The organism is Kribbella steppae (assembly GCF_004342025.1).
Taxonomy (GTDB): Bacteria; Actinomycetota; Actinomycetes; order Propionibacteriales; family Kribbellaceae; genus Kribbella; species Kribbella steppae.
On sequence record NZ_SLWN01000004.1, the window covers coordinates 437,980 to 452,027 of the forward strand.

The 14,048-nt window shown below is 68.2% G+C and carries 10 protein-coding genes; 4 read left to right on the top strand and 6 right to left on the bottom strand.

Translation table 11 applies throughout. The features are described 5' to 3' along the window. Positions 1-113: 113 nt before the first annotated feature. The 5 genes from EV652_RS14075 to EV652_RS14095 form a co-directional block, all read right to left on the bottom strand. Entirely contained in the window at positions 114-1,103 is a 990-nt protein-coding gene (locus EV652_RS14075; protein WP_132209534.1) for a LacI family DNA-binding transcriptional regulator, read from the bottom strand. A 183-nt stretch (positions 1,104-1,286) separates the two neighbouring features. Continuing rightward, positions 1,287-2,195 carry a zinc metalloprotease gene (locus tag EV652_RS14080; protein ID WP_199238174.1) on the bottom strand — a complete coding sequence of 303 codons (909 nt, stop codon included), beginning with the start codon at positions 2,193-2,195 and terminating at the stop codon, positions 1,287-1,289. 76 nt (positions 2,196-2,271) lie between these two features. After that, a complete protein-coding gene (locus EV652_RS14085; RefSeq protein WP_132209703.1) occupies positions 2,272-3,222 on the bottom strand; it encodes a potassium channel family protein in 951 nt (316 codons plus the stop codon). Then, positions 3,194-4,309: a GNAT family N-acetyltransferase gene (locus EV652_RS14090; RefSeq protein WP_132209535.1), complete on the bottom strand. Its 1,116-nt coding sequence runs from the start codon at positions 4,307-4,309 to the stop codon at positions 3,194-3,196. The genes EV652_RS14085 and EV652_RS14090 overlap by 29 nt, the downstream gene beginning before the upstream one ends. A gap of 89 nt (positions 4,310-4,398) precedes the next feature. After that, positions 4,399-4,800, bottom strand: a complete 402-nt coding sequence (locus EV652_RS14095) for a hypothetical protein (RefSeq protein ID WP_242001752.1) — start codon at positions 4,798-4,800, stop codon at positions 4,399-4,401. Positions 4,801-4,924: 124 nt separating this feature from the next. On the opposite strand from EV652_RS14095, the gene EV652_RS14100 reads away from it, so the two are divergent. Further along, positions 4,925-5,530: a hypothetical protein gene (locus EV652_RS14100; protein ID WP_132209536.1), complete on the top strand. Its 606-nt coding sequence runs from the start codon at positions 4,925-4,927 to the stop codon at positions 5,528-5,530. A gap of 333 nt (positions 5,531-5,863) precedes the next feature. Here EV652_RS14100 and EV652_RS14105 read toward each other — a convergent pair whose 3' ends face one another. Then, entirely contained in the window at positions 5,864-9,217 is a 3,354-nt protein-coding gene (locus tag EV652_RS14105) for a S8 family serine peptidase (protein WP_132209537.1), read from the bottom strand. 143 nt (positions 9,218-9,360) lie between these two features. Here EV652_RS14105 and EV652_RS14110 point away from each other — a divergent pair, with 143 nt between their 5' ends. The 3 genes from EV652_RS14110 (at position 9,361) to EV652_RS14120 (ending at position 13,990) form a co-directional block, all read left to right on the top strand. Further along, positions 9,361-10,335, top strand: coding sequence for a helix-turn-helix transcriptional regulator (locus tag EV652_RS14110; protein WP_199238175.1), 975 nt, complete (start codon positions 9,361-9,363; stop codon positions 10,333-10,335). A 134-nt stretch (positions 10,336-10,469) separates the two neighbouring features. Further along, positions 10,470-11,207 carry an ABC transporter ATP-binding protein gene (locus tag EV652_RS14115; RefSeq protein WP_132209539.1) on the top strand — a complete coding sequence of 246 codons (738 nt, stop codon included), beginning with the start codon at positions 10,470-10,472 and terminating at the stop codon, positions 11,205-11,207. Further along, positions 11,204-13,990, top strand: a complete 2,787-nt coding sequence (locus EV652_RS14120) for an ABC transporter permease (protein ID WP_132209540.1) — start codon at positions 11,204-11,206, stop codon at positions 13,988-13,990. Before EV652_RS14115 ends, EV652_RS14120 begins: the two co-directional genes overlap by 4 nt. The last annotated feature ends 58 nt before the right edge of the window (positions 13,991-14,048 follow it).

Below are 14,048 nucleotides of genomic sequence, written 5' to 3' on the forward strand. Positions count from 1 at the left end.
GGCCTCCCGGCCTGGACTGAGGAGCGGAAGGAGCGAAGCGACTGGAGCGACGAGGGAAGGCCGGGAGCCAAGGCCCCATGACCCGCCGCGCCGGAGGCGTGGCATCAGTTCCGTCACGGGGTGGACCTCCGCACACTCAGAGACGGCTGTACGACGATCCGCCGCGGCGTGCGGGTGGAGTCCTCGATCCTTGCCAACAGCAACTCCGCGGCCCGCCGACCTCGCTCGGCCGACCCGAGATTCACACTCGTCAACGGCGGAAAGCTCTGCTCAGCCAACTCGCTGTCGTCCATTCCGACCACCGCGACGTCGTTCGGCACCTCGAGCCCGTAGGCGGCGAGCTCATGCATGACGCCGACGGCCAGCAGATCGTTGGCGCAGATCACCGCGTTGGGACCGCTCTTCTTGAACAGCGTCTTCCCTGCGTCCCGCCCGGCGGCGAAGGTGAAGTCGGCAGCCTCGATCTCACCCGCGGACCGCAGGTTGAACTCCTTCATCGCATCGGCGAAGCCTTTCGCGCGAGCCGTGCCAGGAACCGTGTCCGCAGGCCCGTTGACGAAGGCGATCTGCCGGCGTCCCCGGGCCGTGAGGTGCTCGACTGCCAGCAAGATGCCCTTCGGGGAGTTGGCGCGGACCGTATCGACGCCTGTTTTGGCGGGGACGTTACCGGCGACGACCACCGGGACCTCGCACTCGCGGATCGACTTGATCAGGTCCTCGTCGACGCGCAGCGGGCTGATCACCAGGCCGTCGGCGTACCCTCGCGCCATCCCGCGAACCAGCGCGACCTCGTCCACCACATCCGGCCCGGTCGTCGTCACCACCAGGCGATAGCCGGCCGCCGCGACGACTTCTTCGACCGCCCGCATCATCGTCACGTACACCGGGTTACCGACGTCCGCGACCGCCAGCGTGAGCTGGAACGTCCGGCCGACCTTGAGCGACCGGGCCCGCGCGTCCGGCACGTACCCGAGCTCCTCGACCGCCCGCTGCACCCGCTCGACCATCTCCTCGGTGGCCGGCAGCCCGTTCAGCACACGTGACACCGACGCCACCGAGACCCCGGCTGCCCGGGCCACCCCAGCGACCGTCGGACGACTCACGCCCGCCTCCTGTAATCGTTCTTGTAATCGTTTACAGATCAGAGATTAGGTCGGCCCTCAGCGGTCGTCAACACCGGGTCGGCGGCGACCACATCCCGAAACCGGACCGTTACCCGGGGAACGCAAAGGCCTGCCGCGGCACCCGTTCTGATCACGAGTGCCGCGGCAGGCCGCCGTACTTGTCTAGTCCCGATAGAGGAGCCACGCGTCGGCCATGCGCTGTGACTGGCCGGGCGTGAACTGCGTGTAGCAGGAGTCGTACGAGTAGTCCATGTAGTTGTGGATCGGGTCCAGTCCCGGAGCCTTGCAGGTGTCCTTGCCTGCGGGGCATCCGGAGGTGGGTGTCTTCTCGGCCGGGGTGTCGGCGACGAAGTCGCCCTTCGCGCTGCAGCCGCGGTAGAACGTGTGCTCGAGGTTCAGCCAGTGGCCGACCTCGTGCGTGCCGGTCTCGCCCTGATCGTAGCGATCCTCGTACGTTGTCGACGTACCCAGCATGGACTCCCAGTCCACGACCACACCATCGAGGTAGGCCTGCCCCGGCTTCGTCACGATGTCGGGCAGGTAGGCCCACCCGAGGTAGTCGCCCGCGGTCGTCGAGTACCAGTTGAGGTCGCCCGGTCCGCCAGTGTGCAAGGCCTGCTTCATGCGGCGCTCGCCGAGGCTAGTGGGGTTCGCGTAGAACCACTGGGCATTGTCTGACCGCGTCACAGCGGCCAACGTGAAGCTGAACCCGCTGTTGTCGCCGCCTTCACCGCCCGCAAAGGTGTTGTTGAGCACATCGATCTGCGCCTGGATCTGGGCCGTCGTCACCGCACCGATCGAACCGTCCGTGATCACGTGGAAGTACACCGGCACCGTCGTCGTGAACCCCGGCTTCGCCTGACCCTTCGCCGAGGCCGGCAGATCCTGGGCGATCTGCCCGAGGTCCGGCTCCCGCACCGGTCCGCCCTTCGCCAGGGCCGCGTTGCTGACCGAAGCCGGGTCGCACTGCTCCGTCCCTGATGACCCCAGCGCTTGACTCGGCGCCCCCGCAACGCCACCACACACCATCGCCGCGATCGCGACGCCGACGACCTGCCTGTTCCACCTCATAAGAGCCTCACCCCTCGGGCGGGCTGGGTGCCCGCCTAATCCGAGGTAAGCACTCGAGCGCCATCGGTGGAAGGGTTCACTCGTCCTCGTCGTCGGCGCCCGGGCGCTCGGCCCAGGGAGTTTCCTTGGCCGGGCGGACCACAATGAGTTTGTCGCCGGCAGCAAGGACCGAGACGCTGGAGTCGTAGTACCGGTGGACCCTGCCGTCGCGGACGACGGAGACGACCCGGTCCGGCACGGCCGACGGGGGCTTGCCGACCTCGCGGCCGAGGACGGGGCGTTCGGCCACCTCGAGGCCCTCGCCGTACGTGAGCAGGTCCTCCATCACCTCACCGAGGTTCGGGCTGATCGCGGACAGACCGAGCAACCGGCCGACCGCCTCGGACGAGGTCACGACCGCGTCGGCGCCGCTCTGACGCAGCAGCGGGACGTTGTCCTCCTCGCGGACCGCGACCACGATGTGCGCGTCCGGGTTCAACTGCCGCACGGCGAGCGTGACGAGCACCGCCGCGTCGTCGCGATCGGTCGTGACGATCACCTCGCGCGCCGACCCGACCTCGGCCCGGCGCAGCACGGTCCGGTTCGTCGCGTCACCGTGGAACGCGGCCATCTGGTCGTTGCCCGCATCACCGATCGCCTGCGCCCGCGGGTCGATCACCACGATGGTGTCGCGCTTCACTCCGTTGCTGATCAGTGTCTGGACAGCAGACCGGCCCTTGGTGCCGTAACCGACGACGACGACGTGATCCTTCATGCGCTTCCTCCATCGCGAGTCGCCGATGATGCGGCGGCCTTCGTTGGCCAGTACTTCCAGTGTCGTGCCGACCAGGACCACCAGGAACGAGATCCGCAGTGGTGTGACGATGAAGGCGTTCACCAGCCGGGCGGCCGGAGTCACCGGGGTGATGTCGCCGTACCCGGTGGTGGTGAGGGTTACGGTCGCGTAGTAGATCGCATCGATGATATCGACGTTGCCGTCGTAGGTGTCCTTGTACCCGTCACGGTCGACCACCACGATCAGCACCATCACGCTCAGCAGCCCCAGCGCCACCAGAAAGCGGGTGAACAGCTGAAAGAGCGGCGAGCGAGTGCTCGCGGGCAGGTTGACCAGCAGACCGTGTGGATTGCGACCGGAGGGAAGGGGTGGCACGAGACTGACGATATTGCACCGGGGGCCGATCCACCGCATGCGACAGGCTCCGGTCGGACAGGGCGACCGTGACCACCAGATTGTCGCCGTCCTGCACCACTCTGGACCGCATCCGCAGCCGCTCGAGCGTGCGGAGCATCGCGTGGTTCTCCGGCTGCACCACGCAGACGGCCCGATCGGCGCCCAGCCCCCGTGCCTCGACGACCACCCGGCGGAGCAGCTGCAGTCCCAGGCCCTGACCTTGCCAGCCGTCCTCGACGAGTACGGCGACCTCCATCGTCGTACTGCCGAACTCCTCCCACGGCGCAGCGGTCGCCATCCCGATGACGCCGTCACCGACTGTGGCCACGATCGAGATCCCGCCGGCCGGCGCGGCCAGGTGCCGCGCGGTCCGGGTGGTCAGCTTCGGCATCGGCACGTGGTAGCGCCGGGTGCGGCTCTCGTACGAGCACCGCTCGTGCATGGCGACAACGGCCTCAGCGTCCTCGACGGTGGCCGGTCGCAGCTCCGGTACGCCGCTGCCGGGGCGCGGACCCTCCATCACGCTCCCCTGGTACCGCTCGGCCAGTCGGCCCGCGATCTCCACGAGTGCGTCGGCGCGCGCCCATTCGGCCGGGGTGTACTCCTCGAACCCCTGCAGGTTGCCCAGCTCCTCGTCGACGGACACCGGGTCGTCAATCAGCCGCAGTACAGCGCGCAGGTAGCGGGTCGGCGCATCACTCAGTACGTCGGCCTGGCACGGGCGAACCGTCGTACGGGCGCAGCCTGCCTCGGCGACCAGGGCGGTCAGGTCGTCGGCGGTCCAGCCGACCCTGGTGGAGACCACCAGCTCGTCGACGGCGCCGGTCTCGGCGGTGAACACTTCCAGGCTCAGGATGTTGATGTCGTCCGCACCACACCGTGCAGCGAGTTCGGCCAGCGCACCGGGCCGGTCGGCGAGTTCGGTCCTGATCTTCCAGAGCATGCGGACGCCCTCCCTCGTGGAAACGTCCTTCCACTCTGCGTTCCGCCTGTTGCCCGGCCGGGTCCGGGATGTTACGCCCGCGTCAAGCTTCAGCGCTTGCGCATCTTCGGCAGGTGCGGCCCGATCCTCGGCTTCCGGGCGGCCAGCACGACAGCAGGCTCGCGCTTGTCCAGGTCGGCGTGCCGGAGCAGCTCCGGGTAGGCGTTCTGCGGCACCGGCGGGTACGTCGTCACGATCGCGTCGCCACTGAAGACGAAGAAGATCGCCTGGCCGTCACGGATCACCTTGAGCAAGGACCCGTCGCGGACGGTGAGCGCGTGCTCGAGCGCCTTCTTCCGGGCGGACCGTTTCGCCAGGGCCGCCTGGACCGCCTGCTGAGCGGGTTCGCGGCCGTGCTTGATCGCCTCCACGGCGAGCGGTCCGTACCGCACGCCGTACTTGACCAGATTCTTGGCCAACTTGCCGCCGCCCCCACCACCAGCACCTGCCATAACCTCAGCCTACTGACCCCACCGGCCACGCGGGCGCCGCTCGGACCGGGATACACGCCCGGGGTGTGGGAGGCGGCGCCGGGTCGGCGTGCGAGGGGGCGGTGGTTCGGGCACCATTGAGCGCGTGGCCACCCCCAATCCGCGCCGTCCGATCATGCCCGGCAACAAGCTGTTCGAGTCGCTGCCCGGCGCCGCCGACCCGGCGGCCGTCACCGAGGTTGCGCACCGGACCGCCGAACTGCTGGTCCGCGGTGTCCGCTCCTCGGAGGACACCGAGGTGCACGCGCGGGTGGTGAAACTGGCCGACGACTACGGTCTCGACGAGCTCGCGGAACTCTGGTCCGACGCGCCTGCCGACTCGCTGCCGGGCTCGCTCTGGCGGCTGTACCTGCTGCGGTCGTGGGTGCACACGAACGCGGAGGAGGTCTCCCGCGAGTTCGCGGCCGGACGCAAGTACGCCGAGGTGCACGCGGTGGTCGCGGGTGTCGCCGAACCGCCCGGACCGACCGAGGTGCGCGACATGGTCGACGCCGTACTGCGGGGCGTCGCGACGGGAGATTTCGCCACCACTCTGGATCGGGCGGCGGCGTTCGCGCGGATCGTCGCGACCGGCCGGGCGCACCTCGCCGACGACGGTCACGACCGGGTGCTGTCGGCCTCGAAACTGGTCGAGATGGCGGATCAGTTGCAGACCGCGGCCCGGGCCGAACGCGCCGGGCAACTCTGGTAGTTGCGTACCAACACGTAGGATGCTATGGGCGTCTTGAGGCCCGAGATCCCAACAGGACAAGGGGTTTTGGCACCGGTTACACTGTTCGAGGTGTCGGGCCGGTGCAAGCCCCGGGTCCCAAATTAAGCCGCTACGAGCGGCCACGCGCCGTGAGGCGCTTCCCGGTCCGACGCCACCAAACTCCCCCCTCGAAGCTCTCCCACCACCTTCGAGGGGTTTCTGTCATCTTCCTGCCATACGGCGCCGAGTCGTGGATCACGGCGCCGAGTCGTGGATCTCGGTTGGCGAGGTCGCCGGAGCAGCACCGAAATCCACGACTCGCGGCCGGGCTTTCTAGCGGATTTTGTAGAAACGGTTGAGGGTCTGGGTGACGGACTTGTGGTTGGAGTCGGTGAGCTCGACCTTCAAGGTGACGAAGTCGGTGGCCTTGGTGTTGTCAGCCAGAGCGACGACTTTGGTGCCGAGGTTGAGAACGGGGACCTGGGTCCAGGTGGCGCCGTCGTCGTACGACGTCCAGACTCGAGCCTTCGTGAAGCGGCCGGCCTGGTACCAATGGCCGGACTCGGCGGTGATGGTGATCGGGAACGCGCGCACCCGTGGCGCGCGGTCGTTGAGGTCGACGGGAAGGTCGTAGTCCGGGAAGAGCAGCGGCAGCGGCTTGCCCGCATCGACTGCGGAGCTGTTCCACTTCCACCGGGTCTCGGCCGTCGTCGGCGACTCCCACTTGTAGTCCCCGCGCTGCCAGCGGATCAGGTCGTAGACCAGCTCGAAGTTGGTCGCCGCGGCCGGTACGTCCCAGTAGCCCTGCCCGTAGAACCCGTACTCCCCCAGCGACACCCCATCGGCCAGCAACTCCGTCCCACCCAGGTCCAGGAAACCTCCGCGCGAGAAGTGTCCCGGCTCGGTGTCCGACCAGGTCGGGAAGTTGCTCCAGATCGAGTTGCCGTCACGCGCCGCCGGTACATACTTCTGCCCGGTCGTCTGATCGGTCACCATTCCTGGCCGCAGTCCCGCCTTCCACCAGCTCTCGGTGTGTCGGCTTCCAGCCTGGTACGACGTAGCCGTCGACGTCATCAACGTCGCGAACGGCCAGCTCATCGTGTCCGAGTGCCCGACCATCTGCGACACCTTCGTGTCCCGGTCGGCCGTCACCAGATGCTGCACCCGCGTCGGTGCCGCCACGGCTCCCCGGTCGCCCGTCGGGATCAGGTTGATGCTCCACGGCCGCCACACATCGACGTACTCGGAGTACGTGTAGTCCTTGCCTGGCGTGTAATACGTTGCGTCAATCGTGGCCAGGTCGCGATCGCGGACCCGGTGCTCCGGCTTGCCCTTGATCTGCTGTTGATGCGTGAAGGCCAGGCTGTAGAGGTACGGCGACTTGGCGCCGGCCGGTGATGCGTACTGCCAGCCCTCGACCACCTCGAAGGTGCCACGGCGAGCCTCCGGCGTCTCACTGAGGTAGATCGACTTGATCTGTTTGCCGAAGCTGCGGCTCGAGGCGAGGATCCAGTTGTCGATCATCCGGCCGTAGGTCAGGCTGCCGCCCTTACGCTCGGTCGGCCGTTGGGTGGTGACCGTGGCCTCGGCTGCTGTGCGGGCGTCGTACGTGATCGTGGTGTTGTTCGTCAGGGTGATCTCGGGGTCGCCGAGGAAGGCATACGACTCGACCATCCCGGCCGCGTCGCCGGTCGCGATGATCGCCGCCAGCGAGTACGTGCCGGCCCGCAGGTGCAGCGTGCGGTCCGCGCCGTCGAATCCGATCCGCTGCGCGGCGATGCTGTCGGTGTCGAACACGTCCAGCGCGGTGATCGACGAGGCCGGTTGCCCGTTGCGGTCGATCAGCTTGAAGGTGACGTCGACGAACTGCGGTTCGAGGTAGAAGCCGAGCGGGGTGACGACCGTCCGGCCGTCATTGCCGGTAGCAACCACCCGCGCGCTGATCGCGCCGTACAGGCCGCGGTCCAGCGAGGCCGACGGGTCGACAGTCACCGGCAGCTCGGCGGTCCCACCGGCCGGGACGGTCAACGAGCCGGAGCCGAAGCTGATCAGCGACGCGGGCAACGGCTTCCCGTTGTTGCCGCGGGCGTCGACGGCGAAGGTCAGCGTCACCGGCTGCGTCCCGCTGTTGTGATAGGCAAGCTGCTTGGTGATCTTGTCTGACAATGTGTGTGGCCAGGCAAACGTACCGAGGTCCGTCGTCCCCGGGCCGGTCACCTGCTGGGCGACCGCCTGCGCGACGTCGAGCTCACCGGCGCCCTGTTCGTAGATCGCCACCGTGCTGGCCGAGCGCACCGAGTTCTGCAGTGCTGCCTTCAGCTGCTGACCGTTCCAGTCCGGGTGCTGCTGCTTCAGGATCGCGGCCGCACCGGCAACGTGCGGCGTCGCCATCGACGTCCCGTTCATGTCCGTGTACGCCGAATCGCCACGGCCACCGGCCCGAGCCGCGGTGATGTCCACACCAGGCGCCGCGATGTCGGGCTTGACCGCGTGGTTGCCCATCACCGGTCCCCGGCTGGAGAAGTCCGCGGTGGTCTGGGTCAGGTCGGTCGCCGCGACCGTCAGAGCCGACGCGGCGCACCCCGGGCTGGTGATGGTCTCGGCCGGCCCGTAGAGATTGCCGGCAGCAACGACAACCAGGACGCCCGACGCTGCGCTGATCCGGTCGACGGCGGCCGCCATCGGGTCGGTGCAGTCGACGGGTTCCGACGTACCGATGCTCATGCTGATCACGTCAGCACCCTCGGCAACGGCCCATTCCATCCCGGCGATGATCCAGGACAGCTCACCGCTGCCGTAGTCGTTCAGGACCTTGCCCGAGAGCAGTTGCGTCCCCGGAGCGACACCCTTGTTCTTGCCGTTGGACGCGACGCCGCGGCCGGCAACGGTCGACGACGTGTGGGTGCCGTGGCCGTCGTGGTCGGTGACGTCCGGGCTGTCGGTGAAGTTCTGCTGGGCCTTGACCGCGCCGACCAGGTCCGGGTGCTCCGCGTCGACACCTGAGTCGAGGACGGCGACCGTCGTACCGCTGCCGTCGTACCCGGCCTGCCAGGCCTGCGGGGCGCCCACGTACGGGACGCTCTGGTCGAGCGTCTTCCGCACCTTCGCGTCGAGCCAGAGCTTCTGCACGTCCCGACCGGTCGACAGGGTCTGCCAGGTCTCACGTGCACGCGCCTTGTCGGTCCGGAGCGCCGCGGCACCGACAGATGACAGCATCCGGGTGCGGGTGGACCCGGCAGGGACGGCCTGCTGAGCTGCACGGGCCGTGGGCTTGTAGGTGGCGATGACGGGGATCTGGCTCGTGGAGACGTCGTCGTACCCCTGCCGGATCAGTCCGCTCACGTTGAAGAGCGCCTGGTCCACCTTGCCGTTGTTGACGAGCTTGGCCGCGCTGTCCGGTACGACGTACAGGTCCTTGCCGACCGTACGAGTCTCGTAGCCGGCCTGAGCCGGGTCGGCGGGGACGAAGCGGACATTGCTGCGCCCGGTGCCGGCCGGCGAGACCTGGACTTTGTCACCGGTGAGCAGAGTGACGACCTTCTCGGCGTCGACCTGCACCGGCAGGGTCGGCCGAGCTTCAGCGGCAGGTTGAGGTGGACTAGCTGAGGCGGGAACGGCGGCGACGGCGAGCAGGGCGGTGACGCTGGCGCCGGCCAAGGTTTTGCGCGCGAGTGAGCGGAAAAACATAGGAAGGACCACCTTCGGGACGTTGTCGCGGGTCAGTCCATCGCAAAACCGCCAGCGAAAGAGGGGCCTGGCCTGGCAAGATTGCGACAATTCACGAACCCGCCAGGGTCCGGCCGCCACACAACCGCCTGCTGGGAGGCATCGTGCTCGACGTGCTCGGACTGGATGACTCCGAAGAACTCGCCTACCGCGCCCTCGTCGAGGTGCCGTCGTACGACGCCACCGGACTGGCCGGCCGTCTCGGCTGCCACCCGGTCGAGGCCGCACGCGCACTGGTCGCCCTGGAGACGCTCGGCCTGGCCGCACGCTCCAGCAGCGGCACGGACCGGTACGTCGCCTCTCCCCCATCAGTCGCGCTCGCTGCACTGGCTGTGCAGCGTGAGGAGGAGTTGCGACGGGCACAGCGCGAGATCGAGTCGCTGGCCGAGGTCTACCGAGGTACCGACACCGAGCGTTCGGTCAGCGACGTGGTGGACGTCGTACGGGGTGCGAAGGCTGTCGGGCAGCGGTTCGCCCAGCTACAGATGTCTGCACGCGAAGAGGTCCTCGGGTTCGTCAAGGCACAGATCGCAGTCGTCCCACCCGAGGAGAACAAGGAGGAGGACGCGGCGGTCACTCGCGGCGTGCGCTACCGCGTGCTGATCGAGCGGAGTGCCTTCGACCGGCCCGGGTTCTTCGCTGCCGCTTCTGACTCGCTGCAAGCCGGTGAAGAGGTCCGCGTAGTGCAGGAGCTGCCGATGCGATTGCTGATCGTGGACCGGCGGATCGCACTCGTCCCACTGCTGTCCGGGGCAGGTGGGAGTATCGGCGCGCTCATCGTGCACAGCAGCGGCATGCTCGACGCACTGCTCGCTCTCTTCGACCGGGTATGGCGTGACGGCATGCCACTCGTCCTGGGTACGGACGGCATGGTGGAGGGCTCGTCGGACGGTCTGCCCGAGCTCGATTCCCGCATCCTCGGCCTGCTCCTGGCAGGCCTCACCGACCAGGCTGTCGCCAACCAGCTCAACCTGTCGATGCGCACAGTCCAGCGGCGGGTCCGGGCCCTGATGGACATGGTTTCCGCGGACACCCGGCTCCAATTGGGCTTCCACGCCGCCCGCCGCGGCTGGCTCTGACGAAGCTGAAGCGTCAGGGTCAATCCGGGGAAACCCCTCTGTCGAACTCGCCCAAAGGCGAGCACACTCAGTGAGAGTTGTTGAAACGGTCTTCTGGGGGCGGGCCGCTGATCAGCCAGGGAGGGCGATCGGCAATGGAGGGGACGAGCGGAGTCGTGCACGCGGAAGGCGTCGTACGCGTGTATGGCGAAGGTGATACCGCCGTACGGGCGTTGCACGGCGTGGACGTGCAGATCGAGCCCGGGCAGCTGACGGCGGTGATGGGCCCGTCGGGATCGGGCAAGTCGACGCTGATGCACATCCTGGCCGGGCTGGACCACCCGACGTCAGGGTCGGTCAAGATCGACGGCATCGAGATCACCACGCTCGGCGACGACGCATTGACCAAGTTGCGCCGTCAGCACATCGGGTTCATCTTCCAGTTCTTCAACCTGCTGCCGATGCTGACCGCCCGGGACAACATCGTGCTGCCGTTGACGATCGCCGGTGAGAAGCCGGATCCGCAGTTCTTCGACCAACTGGTCGAACGGGTCGGGCTCGCCGACCGGCTGCACCACCGGCCGGCCGAGCTCTCCGGCGGCCAGCAGCAACGGGTCGCGATCGCGCGGGCGCTGGTGTCGCGCCCGACGGTCGTGTTCGCCGACGAACCGACCGGCAACCTGGACTCGCGGACCAGCGGTGAGATCCTCACGCTGATGCGCGGCTCGGTCGACGAGTACGGCCAGACCACGGTGATGGTGACCCACGACGCGAAGGCTGCGGCGATGGCCGACCGGGTGCTCTACCTGGCCGACGGCGAGATCGTGAAGGAGACCGGCCGGTCGAGCCAGCACGAGATCCTGCAGATCATCGACACGCTGGACCTGCAGTGATCCGGTTCGCGCTGCGGGGCATGCTCGGCCGCAAGCTCCGTACTGCGCTGACCGCGATCGGCATCGTCCTCGGCGTGGCCCTGGTGTCGGGCACCTACGTGCTGACCGACTCGATCTCCAGTGCCTTCGACTCGATCTTCACCGAGAACTACAAGAACACCGACGCGGCGATCACCGGCAAGTCCCCGTTCGAGCTGAGCCAGGAGGAGGCCGCCGGGGGCGTCGCACCGCCGTTCGACCAGTCGCTGCTGCCGAAGGTGCAGGCGCTGCCCGAGGTCGAGGTGGCCGACGGCAGCGTCTTCGGCGAGGCCCAGCTGATCGGCCGGGACGGCAAGGCCGTGGTGTTCGGTGGAGCGCCGAACCTCGCCTTCAGCGTGAATCCCGATCGGCCGGAGTTCAACACGCTCGCGCTGGTCGGCGGCGCCTGGCCGGCTGCCGGCGAGGTCGTGATCGACACGCAGACGGCCAGCAAGAAGGGTTTCCAGGCCGGCGACACGATCGGGGTGCAGGCCCGCGGGCCGATCCAGCAGATGCGGATCTCGGGGCTGGTCGAGTTCGGCCAGGTGTCGTCGATCGGCGGCGCGACGCTGGCCGGGTTCGACCTGCCGACCGGGCAACGACTGATGGGCAAGGCGGGCAAGCTCGACCAGATCCTGGTCGCGAAGAAGGACGGCGTCTCCGAACAGCAACTGCTCACCGCGATCCAGCAGACGCTGCCCGATGGCACTCAGGTCCGCAGCGCCGATGAGCAGGCGACCGCGGACGCCGAGGGCACGAGCGGATTCCTCGACTTCTTCCGGACCTTCCTGCTGGTGTTCGCCGGGATCGCGTTGTTCGTCGGCTCGTTCGTGATCGCCAATTCGCTGTCGATCACGATCGCCCAGCGGACCCGCGAGTTCGCCACCCTGCGGACGCTCGGTGCGTCCCGCCGCCAGGTGCTCGGCACCGTAGTGCTCGAGGCACTCGTGACCGGGCTGGTCGCGGCTGTTGCCGGGCTGTTCCTCGGCCTGGGTGTCGCCACCGGCCTGTTCAGGATCTTCGATGCGGTCGGGCTCACGCTGCCCAACAACGGACTGGTGTTCCGCACTCGCACGATCGTGGTCGGACTGCTGGTCGGCGTCCTGGTGACGCTGGTGGCCAGCCTGCGACCGGCGTGGCGGGCGACGCGGGTGCCACCGATCGCCGCGGTTCGGGAAGGCGCGACGCTCGCCCCGAGCCGGTTCCACCGCTTCCGGCCGATCGGCGCTGCCCTGCTCGCGATCGCCGGTGTCGCACTCGTGCTCACCGGGTTGTTCGCCGACGGGCTCAGTACGACCACCGTGCTCAGCTCACTCGGGCTCGGGGTGTTGCTGATCTTCATCGGGATAGCGCTGTTCTCCTCCCGGTTGGTGCGCCCGCTGGCTGTGCTGTCGGATCCGGTCGCGCGCTGGTCGGTGGTGGTCCTGACGGTGCTGGTCTGGCCGCTCTTCTCGTTGCCTTACTGGCTGCTGCGCCGCGGGCTGTGGGGCCCGGGCCCGGCCGGCCGGCGGACCGCCGGCTTCGTGCTGGGTGCGGTGCTCAACCCGGTCTTGCTGCTGATCGTGGCGCTGATGGCATTACGACGCCGGTTCAGCTCGTGGGAGCCGGAGTGGCCCGCGGAGTTCCCCGGCGTACTCGCGGACCGGCCCGCGACCCAGATCGGCGGTCAGAACAGCCGGCGCGATCCGCACCGGACGGCGTCCACCGCCGCCGCCCTGATGATCGGGCTGGCCTTGGTCACCCTGGTCGCCACGCTCGGAGCCGGCATCATCAAGCCGTTCGAGGACGCGGTCGACCGGATCTTCAACGGCGACTATGCCGTCACCGCGCAGAACAACTTCAGTCCGATGCCACCGGCGGTCGCGGCGGCCGTAGCGGCAGTGCCCGGGGTGGACGCGATCTCCAGCGTGCGTGGCGGGCAGGCTCAGGCGTTCGGCGAGACCATCTTCATGACCGCGGTCGACACCCAGGCCCCGGCGGTCCTCACCTTCGATTGGAAGGACGGCTCCCAGGCCGTCCTCGGCGAGCTGGGATCCGATGGCGCCGTCGTCGACGACGCGTATGCCGAGAAGCACAACCTGCAGATCGGATCGACGTTCCCGCTGCACACGGTCGGCGGCCAGACACTGACGGCCACAGTGCGCGGCATCTTCACGCCGCCACCGGGCGGCTCGCCGTTCGGCAACGTGACGATCTCCTCGGCCGCGTTCGACGCGACCAACCCGCAGCCGCAGAACCTGTACACGTTCGTCAGCCTGCAGGGCGGTGTCACCGCCGCGAACACGGCCGCCCTGGATGCCGCCCTGGCCTCCTTCCCGAATGCGAAGGCGCAGACCCGCGAACAGTTCAAGGACGCCCAGTCCGACAGCATCAAGAGTTTGCTGAACGTCCTCTATGTGCTGCTCGCGCTGTCGGTGCTGGTGAGCCTGTTCGGCATCGTCAACACGCTGGTCCTGACCGTCTTCGAGCGGACCCGTGAGCTGGGCATGTTGCGTGCGATCGGGCTGACCCGGCGGCAGGTGAAGCGGATGATCCGCCAGGAAAGCGTGATGACCGCGCTGATCGGCGCGGTGATCGGCATCATCCTCGGGCTCGGCCTGGCGTCGCTGCTGGCCGCTCGGCTGGACGAGGTCAGCTTCACCGTACCGGGCGGCCAAGTAGTGATCTTCGCCGTCGTGTCCGTTGTCGTCGGTATCTTCGCCGCGATCTGGCCCGCCCGCCGCGCCGCCAAACTCAACCCCCTCGAGGCCCTCCAATACGAGTAGTAGTACGGAGGAGGCCTGAGCTGTTGCGGTGTTAGACAGCAGCCAGGGCGGCGATGCC